Below are 25,873 nucleotides of genomic sequence, written 5' to 3' on the forward strand. Positions count from 1 at the left end.
CGGGTAGTGATCACGGGCCCGGCAGACGGTCGTTCCCTTGCGTGTCAAACGCCCAGGCCCGCGTCAATGGCGTCGAGGAGTTTGCCCAGGTCCACCAGTTGCTCGCGCTCCAGCATTCCGAACACCTCGCGCAGGACGCGCTCGCCCGCTGCCGTACCGGCGGCCAGTGCCTTGGCGCCCTCCGTAGTGAGGCTGACGAGCTTGGAGCGCCCGTCCTCGGGATCTGCCGTCCGGTGGACCAGCCCCTCGCGCTCCAGCGCCTCGACGGACTGGGTGACCGACCGAGGGGCGTGACCGAGTTCTTCCGCCAGTGACGACTGCCGCATGGCGCCGCGTCGATCGAGCACCTGCAAGACCTTCGTACGGGCCAGCGACAGCCCTCCGGCTGTCATGCCGTCGTCGACGACTCTGCGCAGGCGGTATCCGAGCGACAGGTACCGCAGTCCGATCTCTACGGGCGTCGCCATCCGATCAACCATGGTCATCACTCCTCGCCTCCGCCCGACTGGTGAGGTACCTCATCGAATGTTACGTTAATGAGGTACCTCAACATTAGCCTCCAGGGGGAACTCATGGACACTCGGCCCGTCATCGTCATGACCGGCGCAACGAACGGCTTGGGCCGCCTGGCCGCTCTCGACCTGGCCCGCACCGGGGCCCGCCTCGGCATCGTCGCCCGCAGCCGGCACAAAGCAGACGCGCTGCGGCAGGAGATCGAACAGGTCGCCCCCGAGACCCCGGTCGATGTCTTCCTCGCCGACCTGTCCCTGCTCACCGATGTCCGACGGTCCGCAGAGCAGATCGATGCGCACTACCCGCGGATCGACGTACTGATCAACAACGCGGGCCTGCATGCCTTCTCCCAGCGGGTCACCTCCGAGGGATTCGCCGAGATGACCGCGGTGAACTACCTCGCGCCGTGGGCGCTCACGAACGCTCTGCGCGACAAGATCACGGCCTCGGCACCCGCCCGGATCGTCACGGTCGCCTCCCGGGCCTCACTCCGGGCCGGCATCATCGACCCGCCCAAAGACCTGACCGACACGGCGGACTTCACCCGTCGCGAGTCGAGCCTGCTGTACGGCCGGACCAAGCTGATGGACATCATGTTCACCCAGGAACTCGGCCGGCGGCTTGAGGGAACGGGCGTCGCGGTCACCTGCCTGTGCCCGGGCTTCAATGCCACCGGGCTCGGGCGTGAACTCCCCCTCGCCGAAACCCTGGAGAAGGTCCTCACCCGGCTGAACATCGGCAACCCCCAGCACGGCGCCGACATCATCGTGAAGCTCGCGACCGACCCCGCCTTCGCCGGCATCACGGGAGGCTACTTCGCCGCCAAGACCGCCAGGCCATTGGAGTGCCCGGAGATCGGCCGCAGCGAAGCAATCCAACGCGCGCTGTGGGATGCCACCGCCGAACTCCTCCACGACATCCGGCGGCCCAACAGCACTTGAAAGGCTCAGGCCGTGGCCGACCCTGTCGCCCTCGCTGCAGACACGATCGACGCCGTACAGGCCCCATCACGGGCCGTCCTGGGCCGATATCGCCTACCGGACGGAGCGATCGAGGCGTCAGCGACAAATCTCCGGCGAGATTTTCGTTGGGTGGGTCAGGTGTTCGGGTCGGGTGTGTGCTGGGAGCGTTGGGTGGTGGTCTGAGGGCTTTCCAGGGGACGAAGGGGTCGTTATGGCGGACGGGATGAAGGTGGGTGCCTCGGTGACGGGGCTCGGGGCCACGACGCCACTGGGCGGGGACGTGGCCTCCACATGGGCCGGGATGCTGGAAGGGCGGTCCGGCATCACCGTCATAGAGGAGGAATGGGCGGAGGACCTGCCGGTACGGATCGCCGGACGGATGCGGGTGGACCCCGCCGAGGTGCTGGGCCGGGTGAAGGCCCGGCGGCTGGACCGCTGCCAGCAGGCCGCCCTGATCGCCGCGCGCGAGGCATGGGCCGACGCCGGGGCCCCCGAGGTCGCCCCCGAGCGCCTGGCGGTGGTCATCGGAACGGGAGTCGGCGGGGTGCTGACCACGCTCGCCCAGGACGACGTGCTCGAGGCGTCCGGGGCGCGGAGGGTCTCGCCGTACACGGTGCCCATGCTGATGCCCAACGGGCCCGCGGCCGTGGTCAGCATCGAGCTCGGTGCGCGGGGCGGCGCCCACACGCCGGTGAGCGCCTGCGCCTCCGGGTCCGAGGCGATCGCCATGGGGCTGGACCTCATCCGCCTCGGCCGCGCCGACGTGGTGATCGCCGGCGGGGCCGAGGCGTGCGTGCACCCGCTCACCATGGCCGGGTTCGCGCAGGCCAGAGCCCTGTCCACCCGCAACGACGCCCCTCAGGAGGCCTCACGGCCCTTCGACGCCGGGCGCGACGGCTTCGTGCTCGGCGAGGGGGCCGCCCTGGTCGTCCTGGAACGGGCGGGATTCGCCGCGGCGCGTGGAGCCCGGGCGCACGCCACGCTGGCCGGTGCGGGCACCACCTCCGACGCCCACCACATCACCGCGGCCGACGCGGGCGGGCAGGTGCGCGCGATGCGGCTCGCCCTGGCCTCGGCGGGGCTGGACCCGCTGGACGTCGGGCACGTGAACGCCCATGCCACCTCGACCCCAACCGGCGACCTGACGGAGGCCCGTTCGATCACCGAGGCGCTGGGGACCCATCCCACGGTCACCGCAGTCAAGTCGATGACCGGCCACCTGTGCGGCGCCGCCGGGGCGTTGGGCGCCATCGCCACGATCCTCGCCGTCCGCGACGGGGTCATCCCCGCCACCTTGAACCTGGACGACCTCGATCCCGAGGTGAAGCTCGACATCGTCACCGGGCGGCCCCGCCAGGGCCGGTGGGCGGCGGCGGTGGCCAACTCCTTCGGCTTCGGCGGCCACAACGCCTCCCTGGCGTTCACCGCAGCGGGCGCAGGGGACCAGAGGTGAGGCTGCCGGCTCGCGGGCCAAGGGCGACTCATCAGTCCAGTTCTGTCAACTGCCATGAGAGTGTCAGTGCGGGCGCGCTACTCGTCGACGGGGATGCGGCGGATGGCGCGCTCTTTGGCTGAAGGCTTCGTGTCGCGCTACCCGCCCACGAGCGGACCGGCCGCCATCATGGCGTCTGGCGCGACGTCGTGGTCATCAGCGCTTGGGCAGCGGCACGGTGAAGGAGAAGGACAGCGCGTTCAACCTCAGGAGTTTCTCCTCCTACATCCTCGACCTCGTGGCCGACGTGCCGAACCTCTTGCGTCTAACGCCTCCGGGTCTTCCGTAGTGGCTGGAGCGCGCGCCACCCGAAGCTCAGTACTCAGGGACTTTGCGCTCCTACCAGTGGTCGTGGGCAGGCACGTCAGGCGGCGGCGCGGTCGCCGGTGCGGCGGCGGCGTAGGTCGGCTTGCACGAGTGCGGGTGGTACGTAGGCGATGTCGAGCGTGCCCGGGTTCACCCCGGGCGGGACCACCTTGTCGATCTGGTCGAGGGTGTCGTCATCGAGGGTGGTGCCGGCGCCGGCGAGCAGGTCGTCGAGCTGCGCCATGGTGCGGGGGCCGATGATCGCCGAGGTGACCGCAGGATGGCTGATGACGAAGGCCAGGGCCAGATGGGTGAGCGACAGACCGGCCTGTTCGGCGATCGGGGCGAGTTCTTCGACGGCGTCGTGGTTGCGCTTGTCGGTCATGTGTTTCGGCACCCAGTGCATGCGGGCGCTTGAGATCTGTTCGTTGCCCTCCTTGCGGTAGCGGCCGGTGAGCAGACCCGAGGCCAGCGGGCTCCAGACCAGCGTGCCCAGCCCGTAACGCTCGCAGACCGGCAGGACGTCGCGCTCGATACCGCGGTTCAGGATCGAGTACGGCGGCTGTTCGGTGCGGAAGCGGGCCAGCCTGCGCCGTTCGGAAGCCCACTGGGCCTCGACGATCTCCGCGGCCGGCAGGCTGGAGTGGCCGATCGCGCGTACCTTACCCGCCTGCATCAGGTCGGTCAGGGCGGCGAGGGTTTCCTCGATATCGGTGCCGGGCTCGGGGTGGTGGACCTGGTAGAGGTCGATGTGGTCGACGCCGAGACGCCGCAGCGAGTTTTCGACCGCGGTGACGATCCAGCGGCGGGAGTTGCCGCGCTGGTTGGGGTCGGTGCCCATGGGGCCGTTGAACTTGGTGGCGAGCACCACGTCGTCGCGTCGGCCGCGCAGCGCCTTGCCCACGATTCGTTCGGTTTCGCCGTCACCGCCATAGACGTCGGCGGTGTCGATGAAGTTGATGCCGGCCTCAAGGGCCCGGTGGATGATGGTGACGCAGTCGTCGGGGTCGGGGTTGCCGAACGGGCCGAACATCATGGTGCCCAGGCAGTAGGGACTGACCTGGATGCCGGTACGGCCGAGGGGGCGAGTGCGCATGATCTGTTCCTTCGAAAGGCGGGTGGTCCGAGACGGCCTGGGAAGGCCGTCTCGGACCGGATGAGTGCGGTGGTGGTCAGCCGGCGTACGGGGCGGCGACGTCGAGGATCCAGGTGACGCCGAAGCGGTCGGTCAGCATCCCGAAGCCCGGGGCCCACTGCGACGGGCCGTACTTCTCGATGAGGTCGGCGCCGTCGGCGAGCTTGTCCCACAGCGCGCCGACTTCCTCGGCGGTTTCGCCGCGGACGGACACGAAGAACCGCTCGCCGGTCAGCGTCATGCCGTGCTCGCGGGTGGTGGCGGCGGGCGCGGCGGCGGCCGGTGCCTGGCTGGGCACGTCGTAGGCCATGATGCTGAAGCCGTTGTCGGCCGTGACCTGGCCGAAGACGATCTTGTCGGCGTCGGGCAGTTCCTTCGGCATGCCGAAGTCGCCGTAGGCGATGGTGGTGAGGTGGCCGCCGAACACGGTCTGGTAGAACTCCAGCGCCGCGCGGGCGTCGCCGCGGAAGTTCAGGTGGGTGGTGGTGGAGATGGCCATGCTGGTGACTCCTTGTTGATTTTCCGGGCGCGGTACGCCCGATATGGGGTGTTAAGTCTCGTTTTAGAGAACCGGGGAATGGGGTGTCGGACGGCCGAATCGGGTGGCTGACCGGTTCGAGACGAAGATTCGCAGGGGTAGGTGACAGGATGTGGCACCTACTGTGGGCAGAATCGGTTCATGCCGAAAACCTCTGCGCGACTGCTGGCCCTGCTGTCGCTGCTGCAGACCCGCCGGGACTGGTCCGGCACGGTGCTGGCTGATCGCCTGGACATCAGCCTGCGCACCGTGCGCCGCGACGTCGACCGGCTCCGCGAGCTCGGCTACCCCATCGCCGCCGTCAAAGGCCCTGACGGCGGCTACCGGCTCGGCGCCGGCACCGACCTACCGCCGCTGCTGTTCGACGACGAACAGGCCGTCGCCCTCACCATCGCCCTGCAGATCGCCGCCACCACCCCCGGCAACGGCCTCGCCGAACCCGCCGAACGGGCACTGAACACCATCCGGCAGGTCATGCCCTCCCGGCTCCGGCATCGCATCAACGCGCTGCGCGTCACCGCCGTCGAACGACCCATCACCCGGCCGGCCACCCCGGTCGACGGCGACGTGCTCCTGACCATCAGCGTCGCCGTCCACGCCCGCGAGATCCTGCGCTTCGACTACGGCGGCGAGGCCACGGACAAACCCCCGCGCCGCGTCGAACCCCACCACGTCATCACCTGGGACGGACGCTGGTATCTCATCGCCTGGGACCTCGACCGCGACGACTGGCGCACCTTCCGCGCCGACCGGATCACCCCGCGCACCCCCAATGGGCCTCGGTTCACTCCCCGCGTCCTGCCCGGAGGGGACGCCGCCACCTTCATCACCAGCACGTTCCGCGGCTCCAGCGACGCCTTGGGCAACTGGCCCTGCCAAGGCACAGTGATCCTCGACCTGCCCGCCGCCACCGTGGCCCTCTACACGCGCGACGGACTCGTCGAGGAGACCAGCCCCTCCCGCTGCCGGCTCACCCTCGGATCCTGGTCCTGGCCCAGCCTCGCCGCCGCCATCGCCCGCTACGACGCCGACATCGACGTCATCGGCCCCGACGAACTCACCGACGCCTTCGAACACCTCGCCCGCCGATTCACCAGAACCACAGCCGGCCACGGCATCACATCACCGACATCCTGAGCTCCACGAGCGTGTCGGTGATCTCCCGCTCGCGCTCGTGGATCACGCCGCCAGCAGCAGGACTGTGAGCTCCCGCGGGTGCGTACGCATGTGCGAGGGCGCCTCCACCGCGGCGCGAGCACGCCAGGCCGCTAGCACCTTGGGCGCCACGTCGGCGAACAACCCGGGTGGTAGCTCGATCGAGCGCACCGCCGTCAGCTTGCGGATCTCGGTCATCATCGATTCCAGGCTCACGTTGCCCGGCGCCGACTTGATGAAGGCCAGCAGGTCGAAGTCGTCGTCCTCGTCGGCAGGGGAAGCCGAGCTCCGAGGCGAGTACGTGAACCTGCTTGGCCACGTGCTCGACAACCTGGTCGGGCAGCTCCGAGCGTCCGCGCGGGAACCGGCCGTACTGCGTGTAGAACTTCAGCAAGATCGCAGAAGGCGAGGCGCGTGGCGCCGCGCTTGCCAGCGATGAGGTCGCGCTCTTCGTCCAGGATCGTCCAGTGCTCGACCAACTCGTCGATATGCATCGGGGGGGTGCGTCATGTCCGCCCAGCATTGACCAGGCAAGTCACAACAAGATCAACGCCGTTTGGGGCTCATGACACGTTCTTACCGGCACCCCTACTACCGGGACCCCGTGCGCGCCCGACATGCTCCAGCTGGCCGGCCCGGGTACCGTGGCCGGCCCGCCGGTGATCTCCGGCTGTGCGTTCGGGGCGGCTCACTTGGCCCGGGCCCTAGGTCAGCCGGTAGCGGTGAGGCTCTTGGCGATCTTCTTCAGCTCGCGGTCGACGGCCTTGGCGCTGTGGAGCTTCTTGGCGTAGGTGGGGCTGAACATCACCTCCGCTCGCCGTCCCTCGCCGACGTCGACGATGATGGTCGGGGTGCCCTTCATGCCGTCCTCGCCGACCCACTGCCTGATCAGGAAACCGGTGGCGTCGCCGACGGGCACCTCCTTGCCCTTTCCCTCGGCGCTGTAGGAACGTACGCGGTCGTCGACCTCCTGGACGGCCTCGCCTTCGTAGACGTAGATCTGGACGCAGTAGAAGCCCCCCGCGTCACCGTCGTAGTTCCACGAGGTCGTGTACCTGTCGCCGAAGTCCAGCGACCAGTGGGACCACTGCAGGCCGTCGGGCAGGTAACCGACCTTGACGCGCCCGAACGCCTTTCCGTCGCCAAGGTCCCCGAGGTTGGGAGTCTCGGACGGGATGGGCGTCGCGGGGTCGTCGATGGCGGGCGGTTCCGGCACGGCCTGGCTGGTGAGGTCCGGCCGCGGGGTCTCGGAGGCCGCCACCGGCCCGCCCGCGAGAACCTGCGGTACGGCCGCCGAGCCTGGGGTGAGGACCAGGTAGGCGGGGGCCACCGTTCCGACGACGGCGACCGCGGTGGCCACGGCGGTGAGCCTGATCCGCTTGGTCCTGTTACGACGCGAGGACCGCATGACCCGGTCCACCAGGTCAGGGGCTGCGTGCAGCCGCGCGGTCTCGTCCGCCATCATCTGGCGAAGGTCGTCCTCACTAAGCATGGACATTCCTGATCACTCCTTCCGCTGATTCCTCGCCGATCGCCAGGCGGAGCTTGGCGAGCGCCTTCGACGCCTGGCTTTTCACCGTGCCCGCAGAGCAGCCGAGGACCTCCGCGGTCTGTGTCTCGCTGAGGTCCTCCCAGTACCGCAGGACGATCACCGCACGCTGCCGGGGAGGCAGTGCGCGCAGGGTGTCCATGAGCATGTGGCGCAGGTCGACATCGGTCTCCTGCGCCGACCGTTCGGGAGGGGTGTGCATCGGGATGATCCGCAGGATCGCCCGGCGCCTGGCACGGCTGATGGCGCCGTTGACGATGATGCGGCGGATGTAGGGCTCGGGGTTGTCGTACCGCACCCGGTCCCAGTTCTGGTACGTGCGCTCCAGTGCCGTCTGCAGCAGGTCCTCCGCCTCCCTCTCGTCGCCGCACGCGAGGTAGGCCACCCGCAGCAGGCTCGTGCCACGTGCGGCGACGAACGCGGCGAACCCGTCGTCCTCGCCGCCGCTCACGTCTGTTCGTCCAATTTCATGACCTCTAATACGCGTGGGCCCCGCCAGGCGTTGCCCCGCGGCGGCGGCCAAGGTTCCCGATGCCGGGCCGACGGCGAGCCGCGCCTTTGTCAACCCAGCTTTTTCAGCCTGACAGCCTGCTTGAGGAAGACGATGCCGTCGATCGTGTCGAGCTGGGCCGGGTCCAGCGGGAAATAGGCGAAATCGTGGGAGGTACGCCGGGCGGGCTTCGTGACGGCCTCGGCCAGGCGGCGGGCGTCGATGAGAGAGTGGTCCCACGGGAGCGTGGACAGGATGCCCTCGACGGTGTCCGGGGACGGAATGTCGTCGCCGACCGTGCCGAAGGCCGAGGCCAGAAAGGCGTACCGGTCACCCAGGTGCGTTTCGGCGATCGCCCCCGCGCTCCACCACTCCAGCAGCTGGTCGCCGAGCGGCATGAGGCTCTTGTTCCGCTGCAGGTGGAGGTTGTGACAGAAGACCAGGGCCGGGCCTTGCCCGGCGACGGCACGCAGGTTGGCGGCCATCATCGCGTCCCGCAGGGCCGACAGCCGCATCATCCGCGCCGGGGACGTGTCGGCCAGCCAGGAGTGGTAGCGGAGCAGGCCGACGGCGGTGCGCCCGTACAGTGCCGCCTGTTCCCTGTCCTTCGCGCTCAGCCGCGGCGCCTGAGTATCGAGCAGCGCCACCAGGTCGTCGGCGAGCAGCCGCAGCCGCTGGGCGTCGGCGGACTGGCCGATCGACTGGGACGGATCCATGACCGTGGCCTCGTTCGACCACCGGTCGTCCGGGCCGAGCAGCGCGTCGAGGGTTTCCATCGTGCACGGGAGCGGGCCGTCGAGGAGGGCGTAGAGGGCGGTGAGCGCCTGGCGCGGGCTCTCGGCCCAATACTCCAGCGGGCCGTCGAAGCCGAAGAACCGGAGCTTTTCGTCATGCTCCTCGTTGTACGCGCGCATCCAGCACACGAGCTCGCGGTTGGCCGGGGACGCGCCGAAGCCGTGGCTGAAGCCGCGCTCCATGACGTCATCGAGCGTGCCCGCGCCCGTCGTGATGTAGTCGTCCACCACGAGGCTTCTGAGGCAGTCGCTCTCGATGGCGAAGGACCGGTAGCCCTCGTGCTCGACCAGATTCCGGAAGATCTCGTTGCGCAACTCGCCCAGCTCCCCCACGAAGTGCCTGGCCTCGCCCAGGCCGAGCAGCAGGGGCTTGGCGGGAAGCGACCGGAGGAACGCCGAGACGCCCGCGCCATCGAGCGGCCGGGCCGTGTCCTTGATATCCATACCTTCAACGGTATCGCTGAACACTCGGTGTAAACTTTTCCCGGGAAATGCCCGCCCTCGTCGTGACGGACCTTCAATCGGTGATGCATCCATGAGGCCAGTGGACCTGGCGCGCGAGCACGGCCTGTCCACTCAGGCGATCAGGAACTACGAGGACGCCGGCATCCTGTCCGCCGCCGCACGCACCGTCCACGGCTATCGCACCTATACGCCGCTGCACGCGCAAGCCCTGCGCGCGTTCCTCGCCCTCGTGCCCGGGCACGGTCACCAGACGGCCGCGTCGATCATGCAGGCGGTCAACCGGGGTGCCACCGAGGACGCGCTGCGGCTCATCGACGAGAGCCACGGCCAACTCCTCGACGACCGCCGCACCCTCCACGCCGTCGAAGCCGCGCTCCGCGATCTGGTGCCCGTGCCGCAGGAACGCGGCGACACCTTCATCGGCCCCCTGGCCAGGAGGCTCGGCATCCGCCCTGCCACCCTGCGTAAATGGGAGAACGCCGGGCTGGTCCGGCCGCGCCGCGACCCGCAGACGGGCTACCGGATCTACAGCGCGGCCGACGTACGGGACGTCCGGCTGGCCCACCAGCTCAGGCGGGGCGGCTACCTGCTGGAGCAGATCGCCCCGCTGATCGCTCAGGTCCGCTCCGCCGGAGGCGTCGCCCCGCTGGAGTCGACCCTGCGCGACTGGGAGGCCCGCCTGTCCGCCCGGGGCCGCGCCATGCTCAAGGGCGCCGCCGACCTGGACGCGTACCTCCGCGCCCGCGAACCTTGAGCACGTGGTGCCGGAGAATGTCGCGCGGTGGCGTCGTTGAATACTCGCACGGTCAAGAGGCGGGCAGGCCGGTCGCCGGGTCCACCAAGGCGGTGAACACGTCGCCGTTGCCCGGTGCGGTGGCGCCGGCCGGTGTCCCGTAGGTGAGGCCGGTGACGAGCACCCTGCCGTTCGGCCCGGGGGCGGCGAACAGGTCGGGCTCGGCGAACGGGTCCACGCCGTCGTCGCGCGCCGACCCGAACTGCGCCGCCGCCACCTGCTTGCCCTTGCCGGACAGGCGCACGGTCAGGATGTCGGCCTGCCCCGCCATCACACCGACCCGGCCGCGGGTGTACCCGATGACCTCGGCCTCGCCGCCGGGCAGCGGCACGACGGCCGCTCCCGCGTCCGTGGCCGGGGTCGCGACGGTGGTGGTCCACTTCTGCTTGCCGGCGGTGGTGTAGGCGACGGCGAGCAGGTCGCCGCCGACGGCGCCGGTCGCGACCACGAGCCCGCCGGTCGTGACCGTCACGGCGTTCAGGCGGTCGTCGCCGGTGCCGCCCGCCGTGGTCACCCAGCGCTTGGTCCCGTCGGCGTCGTACCTCGCGATCCAGCCGTCCTGGCCGCCGAGCGCCGTGGTGCCCGGCAGCCCCGCCGGTCCGCCGCCGACCACGTACGCGCCGGTGGCGTCGGCCGCCACGCCGTACGCCTTGTCCTCGCCGGGGCCGCCGAGCTGGCGTACCCAGGCGACCTGCCCGCCGGGCGTGACGCGGGCGAGAATGGCGTCCTTGTCGCCGCTGTTCGCGCCGGACAGCGCGCCCTTGGTGTACCCGGCGAGGTACGCACCTCCGTCGGAGGCGGCCGTCAGCCCGTAGACCCGGTCCGCGGCGCCGGCCGCGCCGAACTGGGTCAGCCACCGCACCTTGCCGTCCGCGTCCAGGCGCACCGCGAAGGCGTCGTCGGTGGTGTTGCCCGGGTGGTGACCGTCCAGGTCGCCCTTGGTGTACCCGGCGGCGAGGACGCCGCCGTCGGGCAGCGCGGCCACGCCGTACAGGCGTTCGTCGGCGGCCGTGCCGAACTGCCGGGTCCATCGGGCCGCGCCGTCGGGGCCCAGGCGGGACAGCACGACGTCCAGCCCGCCCGCGTGGCTCTGGCCGTTCACCGCGCCGCTCGCCGCGTACCCGAGGGTCGTCGAGCCGTCGGCGTGGGAGGCGGCGCCGCCCGCCCAGTCGGTGCCGGGGGTCCCGTGCAGCGGAGCGGGCAGCCCCGCCGGGGGGACGACGCTCAGCGCGGGGCCGAGATCGGCCATGCCCTGCTCGAACGCCGGTCCCCAGACGCTCCAGTCGTGGCCACCGTCGAGGATGCGCATCTGGGCCGAGATACCGGGCACCCGGCGCGCGGCGTTGTAGAGCGCCTCGGACTCGAAGTCGAGATCGTGCCGGGCGTCGGCGGGGTCGGGGTTGGCGTACTCGTCGTCGCCCACCGCGATGAACAGCCGTACGGGTAGGTCGGGGTCGACCTCGGTCAGCAGCCGCGGGTAGTTGAGCCGCTGGTACACCTCGTCGTCGAACTTCTCGCCGCCGAGCCCGAACGCGCCGTAGTCGCGGGCCGAGGAGTCGCCCGGCGGCAGCGGGGTGTAGACGGCCGGGCTCAGCACCAGGGCGCCGCCGAACAGGTCCTGGTGGGCCAGCGTGTACCGCAGCGCGCCCGCGCCGCCCATGGAGTAGCCGCCGACGATCCGCGCCGTGCGGGTCGCCGCGGTGCGGTAGGTGGCGTCGACGTGGTTCACCAGGTCGCGGGTGAGCGCGGTCTCCACCGGCCTGCCGGGAATGTCGCCCCCGGTGTACCGCGAGTCCACGTACCAGTTGCCGCGCTCGCTCCAGGGGGCGTCGGGCATCACCGCGATGAGCGGGGGGATCCGCTTGTCCTGGATCATCTCGTCCAGGGTGTCCTTGGCCTGGGTCCAGGACTGCAGCGAGTCGCCTCTGCCGTGCAGCAGGTACAGCACCGGATAGCGCTGGCCGCCCCGCGCGTAACCGTCGGGCAGGTACACGTTGTAGGCGACGGGCTCGCCGAGTGCGGCGGAGTACGCCGAGGAGGCGGTGATCGTGCCGGTCTTCGCCTTGCCTCCCCGCGCCTCGGCGGGCATCACCGTGTACGCCGTGCACACCGCGAGCACCAGGGCTGCCAGAACGCCGAGCACCCGCCATCGCGAAACGACCATCTGGCCACTCCTTCACCGGGGCCGGAGGGGGTCCCCAGTCTGAGGGCCGGGGTGCTGTAAACGTTTACAGTCACGCTCCGGCCCGACACGTCTTGGGTAAGAGGTTTCCGGTGAGTTTCGCGGGCTGTTTCGGCCGTGTCAATAGGGCAATTCAGTCACGACACCTGAAAACAGACCCGTCGATATCAGGCCCGGATCGGGGCGGCCTCCGCTCGGTCTGTTCACCTGGGAGGGAAAGCCGCACTTCAAGAGTGGTTAAAGCGGGCCCGGTGGGTGATCGTCCGGCGATATCCGTAGCGTATGCGTGTCGCATTCCCGCAAGGTCTCGCCGCCGCCAGCCTGCCGGCGCTGTTGCTGGCGCCCGCCGCCGGTCCGGCGGCGGCCCCGGTGCCGCCGCCCGAGCCGTCGCCGGCCTCGGTCGCGCGGGCCGAGCTCGCCGAGCTGGTGGTCCGCCGGCCGGGCTCCCTGAAGGGGTACTCCCCCGCACAGTTCCCGCACTGGGTCGAGCAGGGCGGGAACTGCGACACCCGGGAGGTCGTCCTCGGCCGCGACGGCGAGAACGTCAAGGAGGGCCGCCACTGCCGGGTGGTGTCGGGAATCTGGCACTCGCCCTACGACGGCACGACGCTGAGGTCGGCGGGGCGGGTGGACGTCGGGCACATGGTGCCCCTGGCCGACGCGTGGCGCTCTGGAGCGGACGCCTGGTCGATGACCCGGCGGCAGGAGTTCGCCAACGACCTGGTGCACCCGCAGCTCATCGCCGTGTCCAGTGCCTCCAACCGGGCCAAGGGCGACCAGAGCCCGGCCCAGTGGCGTCCGCGGCGCTCGTACTGGTGCGTGTACGCCAGGGCGTGGACGCACGTGAAGCACCACTACAGGCTGACCGTCACCGCGAAGGAGAAGACCGCGCTCGACCGCATGCTCGACACCTGCCCGGACCGCCAGCATCCGTGAGAAACCCGGCGCCGCCGGTGCTAGACGCCGCGCTCGGCCTGGCTGCGCTCGATGCAGAACTCGTTGCCCTCAGGGTCGAGCAACGTGACCCAGCCGGGCCCCTCGGCGGTGCGGTGGTCCTCGTACAGCTTGGCGCCGAGGGCGATGGCGCGCTTCACCTCCTCGTCGCGGGTGCGCTCGGTGGGCACCCAGTCGAGGTGCATCCGGTTCTTCACCGTCTTGCCCTCGGGCACCTGGATGAACAGCAAGCCGGGCACGGGCGAGGGAGCCTCGACGAGGACCTCGGGGTCGCCCGGCGCGTCCTCTCCGGACACCGGCCACCCGGTTACGGCACTCCAGAAAGTCGCGAGCTCGAAAGGATCGGCGCAGTCAATGGTCATATGGCGAGGCATCATGACGCCGAGCCTAGTGTCGTGACCCGGCCGGCCGGGGCGGCGCGATCGGCCGCCGACGAGGCGGGCCCTTACCGGAAGCGCGCGACGAAACGGCGTTGCCAGGGGGTCTCCACCGCGTGCGAGGAGTAATGCCTCCTGACGTAGGCGACCGCCTCGCGGTTGGGCACCCCGTCCAGGACGGCGAGGCAGGCCAGCGCCGTGCCGGTCCGTCCCGATCCCCCGGCGCAGGCGATCTCGACGCGTTCGGTCGCGGCGCACGCCCATGCCTCGCGCAGCGCGTCCCCGGTGGCGGTGCGGTCGGACGGCAGCCAGAAGTCCGGCCAGCGAAGCCAGCGAGACTCCCACGGGACCGGGGGTGGTTCGCGGCCCAGCAGATACAGCGCGAAGGCGGGCTGCGGCCCTGACGGCAGGGGGCGGCGGAGCCCCCGGCCGCGGACGAGCCGGCCCGAGGGCAACCGCAGCACGCCCGCCATCGTGGGCTCCCAAGCAGCGATCATGGAGCGAGCCTAGCCCTCCTAGGTGATGTGCGGACCGGGATCCCAGGGCCGGTCGATCAGGCCTACCCGTTGAAGCTTCGCCGGGTTGACCACCAGGTTCATCTCGGTGATCTGGCCGGCGGACATCTCGATGCCGACCACGCCGATCACCTTCGTGTCCAGGCTCAGCAGGCACCCCTCGCCGCCGGCCAGCCGCACCGGCCGTACCTCCGCACCGGCGTAGCGGCGAACGAGCCCGGCCAGCAGGGTCGCGACCCGTTCCGGGCCGTGCACCGGCACGCGCGCCGCGAGAACCTCTCCCCCGCCGTCGGAACGCAGCACGACCTGGGGATCCAGCAGGGGGAGCAGCTCCGCCAGATCACCGTCCGCAGCGGCCTTGAGGAATATGGCGGTGATGTGCCGATGCTCCTCGGCGGAGACCGGTACGCGTGGCGGCGCCTCGCCGCGTACCCGCCGGCGCGCCCGTGACGCGAGCTGCCGGCATGCCTGGGGGGTACGGCCGACCACGGTCGCGAGCCGGTCGAAGTCCATGCCGAACACGTCGTGCAGCACGAACGCGACCCGTTCGGCGGGTGTCAGGCTCTCCAGCACCAAGAGCACCGCGGTGCGCACCGACTCCCGTAACGCGGTGGCCTCGCCCAGATCCGAATCGTCGTACCCCGCCAGCGGTTCGGGCAGCCAGGTGCCGACGTAGGTCTCGCGGCGGGCGCGGGCCGAGCCGAGCATGTCGAGGCAGATGCGAGACGTCACCGTTGTGAGCCATGCCCGCGGGTGTTCCAGGTCGACGGGCGCGGAGGTGCGCAGCCGTACGAACGCCTCCTGGACGGCATCCTCGGCGTCCGTGGCGCTGCCCAGCAGGCGGTAGGCGACCGCGAACAGATACCGGCGGTGCTTGCTCCAGTCGTCCATGTCACACGATTGTGGCCTACGTCGTCACCCGGTCATGCAGAGGATCATCACCGTTGCCGGCGGCGGGCTCGCCGGGCTGGTCGCCGCCATAACCTGCGCCGAGGCCGGAGCGCGGGTCCGGCTTCTGGAGGCGCACCACTCTCTCGGCGGGCGAGCCCGCGCCACCGCACCGCCGTACGTGGCCCACGAGGGCCCGCATGTGCTCTACTGCGACGGGCCCTGGTGGCGCTGGCTCGCCGAACGCGATCTGCTGGGCCCGTTCTCCGGGGTGCCGCTACGCGGCCTGGCCGGATTCCGGTTCCGCCACGACGGCCGGCTGCGGCGTACCCCACCGGCGGCCCTGCTGCGGGTGCTCGCGCGGCGCCGTCGAGGCGCACCGGCCGACGTCGACTTCCATACCTGGATCCGCCGCCACCACGGTGAGCGGGCCGCGTCCGCCGCGGCGAACCTCATGGGTGCCGCCACCTTCGACGCCGATCCGGGCCGGCTCTCGGCCGCGTTCGTCTGGGAGCGGCTGCTGCGGGTGTTCGCGCCGAACCCGCCCGCCCGCTACCTCACGGGCGGCTGGACGGGTCTCGTCGACCGGCTCGCGGGCCGCGCCCGTGCCCTCGGCGTCGTCATCGAGACCGGTGCCCGTGTGACCGGCTTGCCCGCTTCGCCGGTCATCGTGGCGACCTCGCTGGACGCCGCCGGACGCCTGCTCGGCACGGCGCTGCCCGGAGTGGACAGCGGCCGGACGCTGCTGCTGGACCTGGCCGTACGCGCCGACCGCCGTGACGCCTTCGTCGTGTCGGACCTGGACGCCGCCGGCTGGCTGGAGCGCTACACCCTTCCCGACCCGAGCCTCGCGCCGCCCGGCGAATCGCTGATCCAGGCACAGCTACCCCTGCGGGAGGGTGAGGGCAGGGCCGGCGCGCTGGCCCGGCTGGAAGGCCTGGTCGGCCAGGCGCTCCCCGGCTGGCAGGAGCGGGTCACCTGGCGGCGCCACAGCATCGCCAACCGCCGCACCGGCGCGCTGGACCTGCCCGGCCGTACCTGGCGTGACCGGCCGGCCGTGGAACGCGGTGACGGCGTGTTCCTCGCCGGTGACATGGTCGCGGCGCCCGGCCTGCTCAGCGAGGTGTCCTTCCACAGCGGGATCGCCGCCGCCCGTGGCGCGCTCGCTCACCGGCCCTGAGCGGGCCCGCCGGCCGGCTGGTCGCCGCGCTCGCCGGCCGCGCGGCCCTCCTGGTCGTCGACAACTGCGAGCACCTCGGCGGGAACCCAGAGATTATTTCTTGACTGCGGCTGCCGGGTCCTCGGCATGTCGGTTGCGCAGACGAGTGAGCGCCTGGGGAGACAGGTGTCGCGCGAGCTGCTCCAGCAGGGAAACGACCTCGGCGACCAGGTGAGGATCGGCGGCGCCCAGGGCTTTGGCCAGGGCGGTGTCGATGGAGGTCGAGCGGACCTGTTCCACCCGGCCGGAGATCTCAGGAGAGGGCAGGATACGCAGACGGCGGCGGTCGCGCGTATCGGGTTCGGTGACCACGGCGCCGGCCTCACGGAGCCGGGCCACCGCCGCCGACACGGCGCTTTGCGGCAAGCCGGTGCGGGTGACGATCTCGCTGATCGCACTGCCGGGATGTGCGCGGATGTCGCTGACCACGATCAGCACGCCCCGGACGCTGCCCGGCTGGCCGCCGAGTCCCTCGGTGGGCAGCGCCTCCTCGCCGATCTTCATCAGCGTGCGCCCCAATAGGAAGAGGTCCACTCCGTTCATGCCTCAACTATACATCTGATTTGATGTATCAAAATTGATGGAATATGGTCGGCGCCATGACCTCCCTCCACCACGAGGTGCGTGGCACCGGTCCGATGCTCCTGATCTCCCAGAGCGGCGAAGGCGACGCCGACCGTACCGTCGACCTGGTCAACCAGCTCGCCGACGCCTTCACCCTCATCACCTACGACCGCCGCGGCCTATCCCGCAGCCCGTCGAGCCGGGGCGTGGCGATGGCCGAGCACGCGGAGGACGTGCACCGCCTGCTGGTCGGGCTGACCGACGCGCCGGTGGCGATGCTCGGCTGCAGCCTGGGCGCGGTCATCGGCCTGCACCTGGCCGTCCGCCACCCCGGGCAGATCAGCACGCTCATCGCGCACGAACCGGTCGCGCCCCGCCTGCTGCCCGCCGGCGAGCGTGCCCGCCACGAGGCGGAGCTGGCCGAGATCCAGGAGCTCTACCGCCGCGACGGGCCGGCCCCCGCGCTCAAGGCCGTCGCCGCCGTGCTCGGCATCGATCCGGCCAACCCCGACGCCGAGCCCGGCCTGACCCCGCAGCCGATGACGCCGGGGCGGATCGCCAACTTCGACTTCTTCATCGAGCACGACTTCACCGCGGTCCTTCAGGACACGCTCCCGGCCGGCGAACTGGTCTCCTCCCCGACGCGGATCGTGCCCGCGGCCGGCCGTACCACGCCGCGGACCGTCTTCGATTACCACTGCGCCCAGGAACTGGCCGCACTGCTGGGCACGGAGCTCGCCGAGTTCCCCGGCGGGCACAACGGCAACACCAGCCACCCCCGCGCTTACGCCGCCCGCCTGCGCGAGCTTCTCGGGTGAGCCGGACTTCGCGCGCGAGCCAGGCCCTTCGCGCGAGTCAGGTGGCCGGAGGCGGGTCCTGGCCGCGTGTTCGCCGAGTTCGAGGTCGACCTCCTGCGGGACGGTCGAGGCGCGGGCGTACCCGATCCGTACGTGCCCGGCCGGCTCAACCTCTGCCGCCGCGGGCCGGGGCGGCCGCGCCCGTGCGGTGAGCGTCGGCCGGGTCAGGCGTACAGGCCGGTGCCGGTCTCCAGCAGCGTCTTCAGGTCGCTGAGCACCTCCGGCCAGCCGCCGCCGGCGTTCTCGACCGCGCCCGCGACCTGCGCCCCCGTCTGCGGCGCGTCGTGCACGTCGTGGGTCAGGGTCAGCGAGCACACGCCGTTCTCGCCCTCTTCGATCTCGTACGTGAGCCGCGTGTGGACCTCGTCGAGCCAGGTCGGCCGCCAGGTCTGCACGAGCCGGCGCGGCGGGTCGGCGTCGACGACCTCGCCCTCCACGATGCAGTCGGTGGGGTTCATGCCGGGCATGTGGTCGCCGGCGAGCGCCCGGAAGCCACCGCCGGGACGCAGGTCGTAGTCGACCGGGCTGCGGTAGCCGTACCGCCGCGTCCACTCCGGGTCGACGATCGCGGTCCAGATCGCCTGCGGGGTCGCCTTGATGTAGACGCGGTGCACCTGGACGGTCGTGCCGGTCTCGGTGGTGATCATGGTGTTCTCCAACTCGGTCTTCAGATGGGCGAGCGCCGACACCTGGAGCTCGGTGTACTTGTCGATCCAGCGGTCGTGGATGAGCCGGATGGGCACCACGTTCAGGAAGTGCAGCTTCTCCCGGCCCGACCTGCGCGTGATGACGAGACCGGCGTCCTCCAGCAGCCGGAGGTGCTTCATCACGCCGAACCTCGTCATGTCCACGTCAGACTCGAGGTCGGACAGTGTCCGGCCGTCGCGCGTGAACAGCCTGTCGAGCAGCCGCCTGCGGGTCGGGTCGGCCAGCGCCTTGAAGACGCGGTCGTCGTCGTTCACGCCCCGAAGATAGGTGACCAAATAGTCACATGTCAATCATCGCGGCCCGTGGGCGAGGGGCATCCGACGAGCGCGCTACCGTGACCAGGGGCGATGCCCTCGGAAAGGGTGGTCAAGGGTGCGGGTCGAGTTCGGGGTGCTGGGACCGGTAGAGGCCTGGGACCACGACGGAGACCCGATCGCGCTCAAAGGGCCGAGGCACCGCGCGGTGCTGGCCCGGCTGATCGTCGCCCGCCGCCGCGTCGTACCGGTCGGCCACCTCGTCGAGGACCTGTGGGACGATCCGCCGCCGGGGGCGGTCAGCGCGGTGCGCACCTTCGTCGCCGCGCTGCGCCGCGCGCTGGAACCCCGGCGCCCACCCCGCACTCCGGCCCGGCTGCTGGTCACCCAGGGCCCCGGATACGCGCTGCGCGCCGAGCCGGACGCGGTGGACGCCTGGCGTTTCGAGCAGGCGGTGGCCGCCGCCGCGACGCTGCCGCCCAAGGACGCCCTCGCCCGGCTGGAGGAGGCGCTCGGATGGTGGCGCGGCCCCGCCTACGCCGAGTTCACCGAGGAGCCCTGGGCCCGCGCGGAGCGCTCCCGCTTGGGCGAGCTGCGGCTGCACGCCGTCGAGCGGCAGGCCGAGGCCCGGCTGGCCCTCGGCCTCGCCGCCGAGGCGGTGCCCGACCTGGACGCGCACGTGGCCGAGCATCCCTGGCGCGAGGACGCCTGGCGGCTGCTGGCCCTCGCGCTGTACCGCGCCGGCCGCCAGGGCGACGCGCTCGCGGTGCTGCGCCGTGCGCGAACTCTCCTGGTCGAGCAGCTCGGGGTGGATCCCGGCCCGGCGCTGCGCCGCCTGGAGGCCGACATCCTCGACCAGGCCCGCCACCTCGACCCCGCGTCCGGGGCGGCCGGCGCGGCGGGACGGGTGTGGGCGCGGGCGGCCGCCGCCTACGACCGCACTGTGGCATCCGGCGCCCGGGCCCGGCTGGAGTCGACGGTGGGCCTGCTGCGCAATCTCGCGGTGACCGGAGGTGGCGGCCTTCAGGCGGCCCGCGAGCACCGCGTGGCGGCCATCACGGCGGCGGAGGAGCTGGAGGACACCGAGCTGACGGCCCGCGTGATCGGCGCCTACGACGTCCCGGCGATCTGGACCCGCGTGGACGACCCGCCGCAGGCCGCGCGGGTCGTGGCGGCGGCCGAGCGCGCCCTGGCCCTGCTGCCGCCTGGCGCGCACCCTGCGGCGCGGGCCCGCCTGCTGGCCACGATCGCCCTGGAGTCGCGCGGCACCCGCTCACCCCGTGGGCCACAGGTGGCCAGGCAGGCGGAGGAGATCGCCCGCCGCCTGGACGATCCCGCGCTGCTGGCGTTCGCTCTCAACGGCGTGTTCATGCAGACCTTCGACCGTACGGGGCTGGCCCCGCGCCGGGACGAGATCGGCGCCGAGCTGGTCGCCCTGTCCGCCCGGCACGGCCTGGTCACCTACGAGGTGCTCGGGCACCTCATCCGGCTCCAGGCCCGCAGCGCCCTCGGCGACTTCCCCGGAGCCGACGGGCACGCGACCGCCGCCGACCGCCTGGCCGAGCGCGACGAGCTGCCGCTGGTGGGCGTCTTCACCCAGTGGTACCGGGCGCTGCGGCTCGCGGCTACGGGGCGGGCACCGGTGGCCGAGGTGGAGGCGGCCTATCGGGACGCCGCCGCGCGGCTGGACGGCGCGGGCATGCCCGGGCTCGAACGCGGACTGCTCCCCCTCGCCCTGCTGTGCCTGCGCCTGCGGCACACGCTGCCCGTACAGGCCGCCGAGGACACCGACTGGGGGCCGTACGAGCCGTGGGCCCGCCCGCTGGTGCTGCTGGAGCAGGACCGCCCCGGCGAGGCCGCGGCCGCGCTGCGCCGGCTCCCGGACCCGCCCCGCGACCTGCTGTCGGAGGCCCTGTGGTGCCTCGTCGCACGGGCGGCGATCGCCGTCGGCGACCGGGAGACGATGGAGCGCGCCCGCACCGGGCTCACCCCCGCGGCGGCGGAGCTGGCCGGGGCGGGTAGCGGCTTGCTCACCCTGGGCCCGGTCTCCGAGCACCTCGACGACCTCGCCACCGCCCTGCGGCACCCCCGGTGAGCGAATCGAGCGCCAGATCGGGAGCCCGGGGCTGGCCGGCAGGATGAGATCAGTCCAGGCCGCCGACGACCAGGAAGACCAGCAGGGCGGCCATGGCGAGAGCGAAGGCTCCGAGGGCTGTGACGGCGGCCACCGTGACGACGCTGGTCAGGCCGGCCCACCTGTCGAGATCGTGTTCCGCGACGCCCGCACCTTCGCGCTGCTCCACGATCGCAAGCTAACACCTGCAAGGACCCCGGACAACGGAGATCGCCTGCGCCGTGTGGCCGACAGCGGTTCAGCGGCGGCCCTCCCGGTCGGCCAGGTGATCGCCGCCCACCGGCCCGGGGGCGCCGAGGGCGCGGTATCTGGCGTGGCGGGCTCAGTGCCCGGTGGCGCCGTCGATGCGTTCGCGTAGGAGGTCGGCGTGGCCGTTGTGGCGGGCGTATTCCTGGATCATGGCGGAGTAGACCCAGCGCAGGCTCATCTCGGCCTCGCGGCGCGGGTCGATGAAGGTCTCGTCCAGTGAGCGTCCCGAGGTGGTCTGGCGGACGAGCTCGATCTCGCGGGTGTAGGCGGCGAGGTCCGATGGCGCGTCGGCGGTCTCCACGTCGAACTCGGCGTCGAGGTCGTCGTCGCTGCAGTACAGGTAGCCGACCCGCTCTCCGGCGAAGCGGGTGCGGAACCAGTCGCGCTCGACCTCGGACATGTGGCGGACGAGGCCGAGCAGCGACAGCCGCGACGGCTCTACGCAGCGCAGCTTGAGCTGCTCGGCGGTGAGCCCGGCGCACTTCCACAGCAGTGTCTGCCGGTGGAGGTCGAGCCACGCGTCCGCGAGCGTGCGCTCGTCGCCTGTCAGCGCGGCCAGCGGTTGGTTGACACGGGTGATCTGCGGAGCGGTCCAGGTCATGGCCATATCATGCCTACGCGTCCCGCCCATCGCCTGCCGGATCAGAACGTCGCAGAACCTTGGCAGCACCGGGGGCTTGGTAGTCGATCATCGCCCGAGCACGTTCGGCAAACGCTTGACGCCGGAGGCTCCGTTGGCGGCCGAGGGCACCGCTCGTAGGCGTGGAACGCGGTCCAGCACACCAGCAGGGCCAGCGCGAACACCGGCAGCCAGGCCAGGCGGGCGAGCAGCCAGCCGGGATCGTCAGGGACGGTGTGCAGGCCGGGCAGCGGGCCGTCGGCGAGCAGGCCGATCGCGGTGACCGCGATCAGGGCGGTCTGGTGCCACAGGAAGATCGTCATCGCGGAGAGGTTGACCAGCGCCACGACGGCCCACGCGGCGGGGTGGCGCGTCAGCACCCGCCGCAGCGGGCCGAGCAGGAGCAGGGCCGCCCCGCACTGGGTGAGGCCGAAGGCGACCGCCGCCAGCGTGGGCGGCGACTGGTTCGAGATGGGGGCGCCGGGCACGCCGACCATGGAGGCCGGGTAGCCGGCCCACAGGACGAGCGCCGCGGTGGCCGCGCCGCCGCCGAGCAGCAGCGCCCACCCCGTCGTACGGCCGCGCAGGTCGCCGCGGGCCCAGGCCGCGCCCAGGCAGTACGGGACCAGCCAGCCGGTCGCCACGTTGGTCCAGCCCAGCCAGGCGGGCCCGCCGAGGCCGTAGCGGACCAGGTCGACGAGCGCGACGACGGCGAGCGGCCACAGCGGGTGCAGCCTGGCGACCAGCGGGGTCGCCGCCGTCAGCGCCGCGAAGACCAGCAGGAACCACATCGGCGACAGCACCAGCTTGACCAGGGCGCGCACGGTGTTCGGGTCGGCCCCCGACGCGAGCATCGCGCCCGCCACCACGCTCCACACCGCCGCCACGACGATGACCGGCCGGAACAGCCGGGCCATGCGGGCAGTGAGCCACCGGCGGTAGGTCCGGCCACGGCCGAGGGCGTTGATGTGGCTGCGCGCCGCCATCTGCCCGCCCACCAGGAAGAAGACCGCCATCGTCTGCAACAGCCACGAGACGGGCGCGAGCTGGAGCATCTGCCGGAGGGGGCTGCCGACGCGTACCGTGCCGCTGTCGGCGACCAGGGCCGTCACCAGCCAGTGACCGAGCACTACTCCCAGGATGGCCACCGCCCGTAACGCGTCGGCGGCACGGTCGCGGTCGGGCGGAGTCGCCGCGTCGATGCGCCGGGCGAGGTCACGCACCGGAGGGGGCCCGTCCGGAGATGATCCTGGCGATGTTCGCAAGGGCCACGCCGGGTCTCAGGTAGTCGCTGTGGCCGCCGTCGCCCGCCGCGAAGACCCGGGCGCCGAACTCCGGCGAGACCGGATCGGCGCCGAACCCGAAGGTGGCGAAGGGAAGCCGGAGCCGCGCGTGCGGCACGCCGGCGATCCAGTCACCGGAGGCCCGTCCGGCCCAGACGGTGGCCCGGGTGCGCAGTCGCGCGGCGGTGCCGACGCCGGTGCCGGCGCTCGCACAGAGGATGATGTCGGCGACCTCCAGCCCGGGCGCGGCCCGCCCGCAGACCACGCTCCCGTAGGAGTGACACACGAGGGAGATCCGGGCCGCGGGCCTGACCGCGCGCAGTTCCCGCACGAACCGGCGCAGCGCTGGGGCGGCCTCGTCGGCGCGGCCGGGCGTCAGCGCCTGGAGGCTCACGGTGCTCGGTGTCCGGTAGCCGAGCCAGGCGATGACGGCGGACCGGTCGCCGAGCTCCTGCCACAGCCTCATCGCGCCGCCCCGCAGGAGCCCGTACCTGTCGAGGTCGGTGTCGGCGCCGGGGACCACCACGGCGATCCGCTCGGCCAGGGACAGGTCGCCGAACACCTCGGTGGCGCGCCCGCCGTCGCGTCCGTCGAAGGACAGGAAGGTGCGCGCCGGGTCGGCCATGGCGCGCAGCATCGCGGCCCGCCACCGGTCACCATGACCTGTCGCGATCAGCTCAGCCGCCCGCATGTCCTCTCTGCTGGCGGCGTACCGTCCGGCCAGAGCCGCGGGAGTGGCGGCCCGCAGCGGGGCCAGTGCGGCGGGGGCGGGCGCCGGGACGGCCGAGGGGCGGGCCGCGCCCGCCACCGGCACCACCACCGAGGCGGCGACGAGTGCGGCGAGCAGGGCGCGGCGCGGAGGGGATTCGCTGACTTCCATCACCTGACCGAAGGTGCCGCAGGGCGCGTCCGCGCCACATCGGACCGCCGGTGACATTCGCCCGGGCGCGGGTGGACCGCAGGTGTACACCCGTGGTCCGATGCCCGGGCGCGGGGCACGCCGTTACCCTCTGACCATGCACGTCACACCACCGCTGCCTCTGCTGAAGCGTGTGCCGCCCGCGGCCTGGGCGGCTCTGGCCTGGTGTGCGGGCCTGGCGTTCTCCTTCCTCGTGCGCGTCAGGCTGCCCGGTGAGTGGGAACCCACCGTGTATGCCGGGTCATTCTTCTACCGGTGGGACGGTTTGGCGTTCCTGGCGGTGGCCACTGCCCTGGTGCTGGCCGGCAGCGCTCTGCTGCGCCGCCGGCCGCTGCCGGCTCTGGCCTTGTTGCTCGCCGCCTCGGCCATCGCGTGCGTCCCCCTGGGTGTGGGAGAGATCCCCCTGGCTCAGTTCCTGGCGGTCGATGTCGCGCTGTACGTCATCGCGGCCACCCGGCCGCGCCGCGCCGGGATCGTCGCCGTCGCCATGGCGCTCGCCGTGCTCACCGGCTACCTGGTCACCCGGCTGCTGGCCGGGTGGAACGTCGGGACCTCGGCGGAGCTGGCCGTCGCGATGACGGCCGTCATCGCCTGGCTGGTCGGCGGCTCGGTGCGCCAGGCGCACGAGCACGCCGAGAGGCTGGCCGCTCAGGCCGCCGCCCAGGTGGTCACCGACGAGCGGCTGCGCATCGCGCGCGAACTGCACGACATGGTCGCGCACAGCATCGGCGTCATCGCCCTGCAGGCCGGCGCGGCACGGCGGGTCATCGACACCCAGCCCGTACAGGCGCGCGACGCGCTGGGCGAGATCGAGACGGTGGGCCGGGAGACGCTGTCGGGGCTGCGCCTCATGCTCGGCGCGCTCCGTACCCCCGAACCGGGACGGGCGCCACAGGCGGCGCCGCTCGACCCGGAGCCCGGCCTGGCGGACGTCGACCGGCTGGCCGCGACCACGACGGATGCCGGTGTCCGCGTCGACGTGCGGTGGCTTGGCGAGCGGCGTCCACTGCCCCCGGACATCGACATGTCCGCCTACCGCATCGTCCAGGAGGCGCTCACCAACGTGGTGCGTCACGCCGGCGCCTCGTCCTGCCTGGTGTCCGTCGACTACCGGGACGAGGAGCTGTCCATCGAGGTTCTCGACGGCGGGCCGGGGCGCGGGCGCGGCGGCGGGGAAGGATACGGCCTGGTCGGGATGCGCGAGCGGGTCGCCCTGCTGCACGGCGCCTTCTCCGCCGGGCCGCGTCCGGAAGGCGGCTTCCGAGTGGCGGCCCGCCTGCCCGTGCCGGCGGTCGTGCGATGACGGTCCGCGTCGTGCTCGCCGACGACCAGCCGCTGGTCCGCGCCGCCCTGCGGATGGTCATCGCGGACGCCCCCGACCTCGAACTCGCCGGGGAGGCCGGGACCGGCGCGGAAGCCGTGCGGCTGACCGAGGAGCTCCACCCTGACGTGGTGGTGATGGACATCCGCATGCCGGGCATGGACGGCATCGAGGCCACCCGGCTGATCACCTCGGGTCCCGGCACGGCGCGCGTCATCGTCCTGACCACGTTCGACGACGACGACTACGTCTACGGCGCGCTGCGCGCCGGCGCGTCCGGGTTCCTCGTCAAGGACATGGCCCTGGACGACATCCTCGCGGCGGTCCGCGTGGTCGCGGCCGGTGACGCCCTCATCGCGCCGGGCGTCACCCGCCGCCTGATCGGGGAGTTCGCGGGACGGCCCTCCCCCGTCCCGCGCCACCGCGGGCTCGACGGCGTCACCGCGCGCGAGCGCGAGGTGCTGACCCTCATCGGGCGTGGGATGTCCAATAGCGAGATCGCCGCCGAGCTGGTCATCAGCGTCGCCACCGTCAAGGCGTACGTGACACGGCTGCTCGCCAAGCTCGACGCCCGTGACCGGGTGCAGCTCGTCATCATCGCCTACGATGCGGGCCTCGCGTCACCGTCCCGCTGACCC

General features: G+C 72.0%; 27 protein-coding genes. 10 read left to right on the plus strand and 17 right to left on the minus strand.

The window, feature by feature from the left end:
• Nucleotides 1-44: 44 nt before the first annotated feature.
• Complete coding sequence (locus ACOZ38_RS19520) at nt 45-485, minus strand: MarR family winged helix-turn-helix transcriptional regulator (protein ID WP_424532432.1); 441 nt, start codon at nt 483-485, stop codon at nt 45-47.
• Between the two features lie 87 nt (nt 486-572).
• Here ACOZ38_RS19520 and ACOZ38_RS19525 point away from each other — a divergent pair, with 87 nt between their 5' ends.
• Nucleotides 573-1,454, plus strand: a complete 882-nt coding sequence (locus ACOZ38_RS19525) for an SDR family NAD(P)-dependent oxidoreductase (protein ID WP_424532434.1) — start codon at nt 573-575, stop codon at nt 1,452-1,454.
• A 232-nt stretch (nt 1,455-1,686) separates the two neighbouring features.
• Nucleotides 1,687-2,928 (plus strand): beta-ketoacyl-[acyl-carrier-protein] synthase family protein, encoded by a 1,242-nt coding sequence (locus ACOZ38_RS19530; protein ID WP_424532436.1) that lies wholly within the window; start codon nt 1,687-1,689, stop codon nt 2,926-2,928.
• A gap of 403 nt (nt 2,929-3,331) precedes the next feature.
• On the opposite strand, the gene ACOZ38_RS19535 is transcribed toward ACOZ38_RS19530, so the two are convergent.
• Nucleotides 3,332-4,369, minus strand: a complete 1,038-nt coding sequence (locus ACOZ38_RS19535; RefSeq protein ID WP_424532438.1) for an aldo/keto reductase — start codon at nt 4,367-4,369, stop codon at nt 3,332-3,334.
• Nucleotides 4,370-4,445: 76 nt separating this feature from the next.
• Nucleotides 4,446-4,907 carry a VOC family protein gene (locus ACOZ38_RS19540; protein ID WP_350922297.1) on the minus strand — a complete coding sequence of 154 codons (462 nt, stop codon included), beginning with the start codon at nt 4,905-4,907 and terminating at the stop codon, nt 4,446-4,448.
• Between the two features lie 180 nt (nt 4,908-5,087).
• Between ACOZ38_RS19540 and ACOZ38_RS19545 the strand changes: the two genes are divergently transcribed.
• Nucleotides 5,088-6,083, plus strand: coding sequence for a helix-turn-helix transcriptional regulator (locus ACOZ38_RS19545; RefSeq protein ID WP_424532439.1), 996 nt, complete (start codon nt 5,088-5,090; stop codon nt 6,081-6,083).
• A gap of 42 nt (nt 6,084-6,125) precedes the next feature.
• Here the strand turns inward: ACOZ38_RS19545 and ACOZ38_RS19550 are convergent, their stop codons facing one another.
• From ACOZ38_RS19550 to ACOZ38_RS19565, 4 genes are all read right to left on the minus strand, one after another.
• A complete protein-coding gene (locus tag ACOZ38_RS19550) occupies nt 6,126-6,431 on the minus strand; it encodes a hypothetical protein (RefSeq protein WP_424532441.1) in 306 nt (101 codons plus the stop codon).
• Between the two features lie 379 nt (nt 6,432-6,810).
• Nucleotides 6,811-7,599 carry a hypothetical protein gene (locus ACOZ38_RS19555; protein ID WP_424532443.1) on the minus strand — a complete coding sequence of 263 codons (789 nt, stop codon included), beginning with the start codon at nt 7,597-7,599 and terminating at the stop codon, nt 6,811-6,813.
• Entirely contained in the window at nt 7,586-8,101 is a 516-nt protein-coding gene (locus tag ACOZ38_RS19560; protein ID WP_405149158.1) for a SigE family RNA polymerase sigma factor, read from the minus strand. The genes ACOZ38_RS19555 and ACOZ38_RS19560 overlap by 14 nt, the downstream gene beginning before the upstream one ends.
• A 110-nt stretch (nt 8,102-8,211) precedes the next feature.
• The gene (locus tag ACOZ38_RS19565; protein WP_424532445.1) at nt 8,212-9,378 is read right to left on the minus strand and encodes an erythromycin esterase family protein; all 1,167 of its coding nucleotides are present in this window, start codon (nt 9,376-9,378) and stop codon (nt 8,212-8,214) included.
• Nucleotides 9,379-9,469: 91 nt separating this feature from the next.
• Between ACOZ38_RS19565 and ACOZ38_RS19570 the strand changes: the two genes are divergently transcribed.
• Nucleotides 9,470-10,153: a TioE family transcriptional regulator gene (locus ACOZ38_RS19570; protein WP_424532446.1), complete on the plus strand. Its 684-nt coding sequence runs from the start codon at nt 9,470-9,472 to the stop codon at nt 10,151-10,153.
• Nucleotides 10,154-10,205: 52 nt separating this feature from the next.
• Here ACOZ38_RS19570 and ACOZ38_RS19575 read toward each other — a convergent pair whose 3' ends face one another.
• Entirely contained in the window at nt 10,206-12,356 is a 2,151-nt protein-coding gene (locus ACOZ38_RS19575; protein WP_424532448.1) for an alpha/beta hydrolase-fold protein, read from the minus strand.
• Nucleotides 12,357-12,656: 300 nt separating this feature from the next.
• Here ACOZ38_RS19575 and ACOZ38_RS19580 point away from each other — a divergent pair, with 300 nt between their 5' ends.
• On the plus strand, nt 12,657-13,310 hold the full coding sequence (locus ACOZ38_RS19580; protein WP_424532449.1) for an HNH endonuclease family protein: 654 nt from the start codon (nt 12,657-12,659) through the stop codon (nt 13,308-13,310).
• A gap of 20 nt (nt 13,311-13,330) precedes the next feature.
• Here ACOZ38_RS19580 and ACOZ38_RS19585 read toward each other — a convergent pair whose 3' ends face one another.
• The 3 genes from ACOZ38_RS19585 to sigJ form a co-directional block, all read right to left on the minus strand.
• Nucleotides 13,331-13,705, minus strand: coding sequence for a VOC family protein (locus ACOZ38_RS19585; RefSeq protein WP_424532451.1), 375 nt, complete (start codon nt 13,703-13,705; stop codon nt 13,331-13,333).
• Between the two features lie 68 nt (nt 13,706-13,773).
• On the minus strand, nt 13,774-14,202 hold the full coding sequence (locus ACOZ38_RS19590; protein ID WP_424532453.1) for a protein-tyrosine phosphatase family protein: 429 nt from the start codon (nt 14,200-14,202) through the stop codon (nt 13,774-13,776).
• Between the two features lie 18 nt (nt 14,203-14,220).
• Entirely contained in the window at nt 14,221-15,111 is an 891-nt protein-coding gene (sigJ, locus tag ACOZ38_RS19595) for an RNA polymerase sigma factor SigJ (RefSeq protein WP_424532454.1), read from the minus strand.
• Between the two features lie 34 nt (nt 15,112-15,145).
• On the opposite strand from sigJ, the gene ACOZ38_RS19600 reads away from it, so the two are divergent.
• Nucleotides 15,146-16,288: an FAD-dependent oxidoreductase gene (locus ACOZ38_RS19600; RefSeq protein ID WP_424532455.1), complete on the plus strand. Its 1,143-nt coding sequence runs from the start codon at nt 15,146-15,148 to the stop codon at nt 16,286-16,288.
• A gap of 93 nt (nt 16,289-16,381) precedes the next feature.
• Here ACOZ38_RS19600 and ACOZ38_RS19605 read toward each other — a convergent pair whose 3' ends face one another.
• Entirely contained in the window at nt 16,382-16,870 is a 489-nt protein-coding gene (locus ACOZ38_RS19605; RefSeq protein WP_424532457.1) for a MarR family winged helix-turn-helix transcriptional regulator, read from the minus strand.
• Between the two features lie 56 nt (nt 16,871-16,926).
• Between ACOZ38_RS19605 and ACOZ38_RS19610 the strand changes: the two genes are divergently transcribed.
• Nucleotides 16,927-17,709 carry an alpha/beta fold hydrolase gene (locus tag ACOZ38_RS19610; protein ID WP_424532459.1) on the plus strand — a complete coding sequence of 261 codons (783 nt, stop codon included), beginning with the start codon at nt 16,927-16,929 and terminating at the stop codon, nt 17,707-17,709.
• Nucleotides 17,710-17,912: 203 nt separating this feature from the next.
• Here the strand turns inward: ACOZ38_RS19610 and ACOZ38_RS19615 are convergent, their stop codons facing one another.
• Nucleotides 17,913-18,710: an ArsR/SmtB family transcription factor gene (locus tag ACOZ38_RS19615; RefSeq protein ID WP_424532461.1), complete on the minus strand. Its 798-nt coding sequence runs from the start codon at nt 18,708-18,710 to the stop codon at nt 17,913-17,915.
• 118 nt (nt 18,711-18,828) lie between these two features.
• On the opposite strand from ACOZ38_RS19615, the gene ACOZ38_RS19620 reads away from it, so the two are divergent.
• Complete coding sequence (locus ACOZ38_RS19620) at nt 18,829-20,805, plus strand: BTAD domain-containing putative transcriptional regulator (RefSeq protein ID WP_424532463.1); 1,977 nt, start codon at nt 18,829-18,831, stop codon at nt 20,803-20,805.
• Between the two features lie 49 nt (nt 20,806-20,854).
• Here the strand turns inward: ACOZ38_RS19620 and ACOZ38_RS19625 are convergent, their stop codons facing one another.
• The 4 genes from ACOZ38_RS19625 to ACOZ38_RS19640 form a co-directional block, all read right to left on the minus strand.
• A complete protein-coding gene (locus ACOZ38_RS19625) occupies nt 20,855-21,013 on the minus strand; it encodes a hypothetical protein (protein WP_405149132.1) in 159 nt (52 codons plus the stop codon).
• Nucleotides 21,014-21,166: 153 nt separating this feature from the next.
• The gene (locus ACOZ38_RS19630; RefSeq protein WP_424532465.1) at nt 21,167-21,694 is read right to left on the minus strand and encodes a DinB family protein; all 528 of its coding nucleotides are present in this window, start codon (nt 21,692-21,694) and stop codon (nt 21,167-21,169) included.
• A gap of 41 nt (nt 21,695-21,735) precedes the next feature.
• The gene (locus ACOZ38_RS19635) at nt 21,736-22,935 is read right to left on the minus strand and encodes an acyltransferase family protein (protein ID WP_424532467.1); all 1,200 of its coding nucleotides are present in this window, start codon (nt 22,933-22,935) and stop codon (nt 21,736-21,738) included.
• Nucleotides 22,928-23,875, minus strand: coding sequence for an alpha/beta hydrolase (locus ACOZ38_RS19640; RefSeq protein WP_424532468.1), 948 nt, complete (start codon nt 23,873-23,875; stop codon nt 22,928-22,930). The genes ACOZ38_RS19635 and ACOZ38_RS19640 overlap by 8 nt, the downstream gene beginning before the upstream one ends.
• A gap of 136 nt (nt 23,876-24,011) precedes the next feature.
• Between ACOZ38_RS19640 and ACOZ38_RS19645 the strand changes: the two genes are divergently transcribed.
• Both ACOZ38_RS19645 and ACOZ38_RS19650 read left to right on the plus strand, forming a co-directional pair.
• Nucleotides 24,012-25,217 carry a sensor histidine kinase gene (locus ACOZ38_RS19645; RefSeq protein ID WP_424532470.1) on the plus strand — a complete coding sequence of 402 codons (1,206 nt, stop codon included), beginning with the start codon at nt 24,012-24,014 and terminating at the stop codon, nt 25,215-25,217.
• The gene (locus ACOZ38_RS19650) at nt 25,214-25,870 is read left to right on the plus strand and encodes a response regulator (protein ID WP_424532472.1); all 657 of its coding nucleotides are present in this window, start codon (nt 25,214-25,216) and stop codon (nt 25,868-25,870) included. The genes ACOZ38_RS19645 and ACOZ38_RS19650 overlap by 4 nt, the downstream gene beginning before the upstream one ends.
• The last annotated feature ends 3 nt before the right edge of the window (nt 25,871-25,873 follow it).

The organism is Sphaerisporangium viridialbum, assembly GCF_049674955.1.
GTDB lineage: Bacteria > Actinomycetota > Actinomycetes > Streptosporangiales > Streptosporangiaceae > Sphaerisporangium > Sphaerisporangium viridialbum.

What these genes read in the sequence shown, in the direction of transcription:
- ACOZ38_RS19600 (WP_424532455.1), top strand. Translation starts at nt 15,146, where the DNA reads ATGCAGAGGATCATCACCGTTGCCGGCGGCGGGCTCGCCGGGCTGGTC.
- ACOZ38_RS19580 (WP_424532449.1), top strand. Translation starts at nt 12,657, where the DNA reads ATGCGTGTCGCATTCCCGCAAGGTCTCGCCGCCGCCAGCCTGCCGGCG.
- ACOZ38_RS19540 (WP_350922297.1), bottom strand. Translation starts at nt 4,907, where the DNA reads ATGGCCATCTCCACCACCACCCACCTGAACTTCCGCGGCGACGCCCGC.
- ACOZ38_RS19590 (WP_424532453.1), bottom strand. Translation starts at nt 14,202, where the DNA reads ATGATCGCTGCTTGGGAGCCCACGATGGCGGGCGTGCTGCGGTTGCCC.
- ACOZ38_RS19630 (WP_424532465.1), bottom strand. Translation starts at nt 21,694, where the DNA reads ATGACCTGGACCGCTCCGCAGATCACCCGTGTCAACCAACCGCTGGCC.
- ACOZ38_RS19650 (WP_424532472.1), top strand. Translation starts at nt 25,214, where the DNA reads ATGACGGTCCGCGTCGTGCTCGCCGACGACCAGCCGCTGGTCCGCGCC.
- ACOZ38_RS19605 (WP_424532457.1), bottom strand. Translation starts at nt 16,870, where the DNA reads ATGAACGGAGTGGACCTCTTCCTATTGGGGCGCACGCTGATGAAGATC.
- ACOZ38_RS19575 (WP_424532448.1), bottom strand. Translation starts at nt 12,356, where the DNA reads ATGGTCGTTTCGCGATGGCGGGTGCTCGGCGTTCTGGCAGCCCTGGTG.
- ACOZ38_RS19530 (WP_424532436.1), top strand. Translation starts at nt 1,687, where the DNA reads ATGGCGGACGGGATGAAGGTGGGTGCCTCGGTGACGGGGCTCGGGGCC.
- ACOZ38_RS19565 (WP_424532445.1), bottom strand. Translation starts at nt 9,378, where the DNA reads ATGGATATCAAGGACACGGCCCGGCCGCTCGATGGCGCGGGCGTCTCG.
- ACOZ38_RS19645 (WP_424532470.1), top strand. Translation starts at nt 24,012, where the DNA reads ATGCACGTCACACCACCGCTGCCTCTGCTGAAGCGTGTGCCGCCCGCG.
- ACOZ38_RS19640 (WP_424532468.1), bottom strand. Translation starts at nt 23,875, where the DNA reads ATGGAAGTCAGCGAATCCCCTCCGCGCCGCGCCCTGCTCGCCGCACTC.
- ACOZ38_RS19570 (WP_424532446.1), top strand. Translation starts at nt 9,470, where the DNA reads ATGAGGCCAGTGGACCTGGCGCGCGAGCACGGCCTGTCCACTCAGGCG.
- ACOZ38_RS19555 (WP_424532443.1), bottom strand. Translation starts at nt 7,599, where the DNA reads ATGTCCATGCTTAGTGAGGACGACCTTCGCCAGATGATGGCGGACGAG.
- ACOZ38_RS19535 (WP_424532438.1), bottom strand. Translation starts at nt 4,369, where the DNA reads ATGCGCACTCGCCCCCTCGGCCGTACCGGCATCCAGGTCAGTCCCTAC.
- ACOZ38_RS19525 (WP_424532434.1), top strand. Translation starts at nt 573, where the DNA reads ATGGACACTCGGCCCGTCATCGTCATGACCGGCGCAACGAACGGCTTG.
- ACOZ38_RS19520 (WP_424532432.1), bottom strand. Translation starts at nt 485, where the DNA reads ATGACCATGGTTGATCGGATGGCGACGCCCGTAGAGATCGGACTGCGG.
- ACOZ38_RS19610 (WP_424532459.1), top strand. Translation starts at nt 16,927, where the DNA reads ATGACCTCCCTCCACCACGAGGTGCGTGGCACCGGTCCGATGCTCCTG.
- ACOZ38_RS19585 (WP_424532451.1), bottom strand. Translation starts at nt 13,705, where the DNA reads ATGATGCCTCGCCATATGACCATTGACTGCGCCGATCCTTTCGAGCTC.
- sigJ (WP_424532454.1), bottom strand. Translation starts at nt 15,111, where the DNA reads ATGGACGACTGGAGCAAGCACCGCCGGTATCTGTTCGCGGTCGCCTAC.
- ACOZ38_RS19545 (WP_424532439.1), top strand. Translation starts at nt 5,088, where the DNA reads ATGCCGAAAACCTCTGCGCGACTGCTGGCCCTGCTGTCGCTGCTGCAG.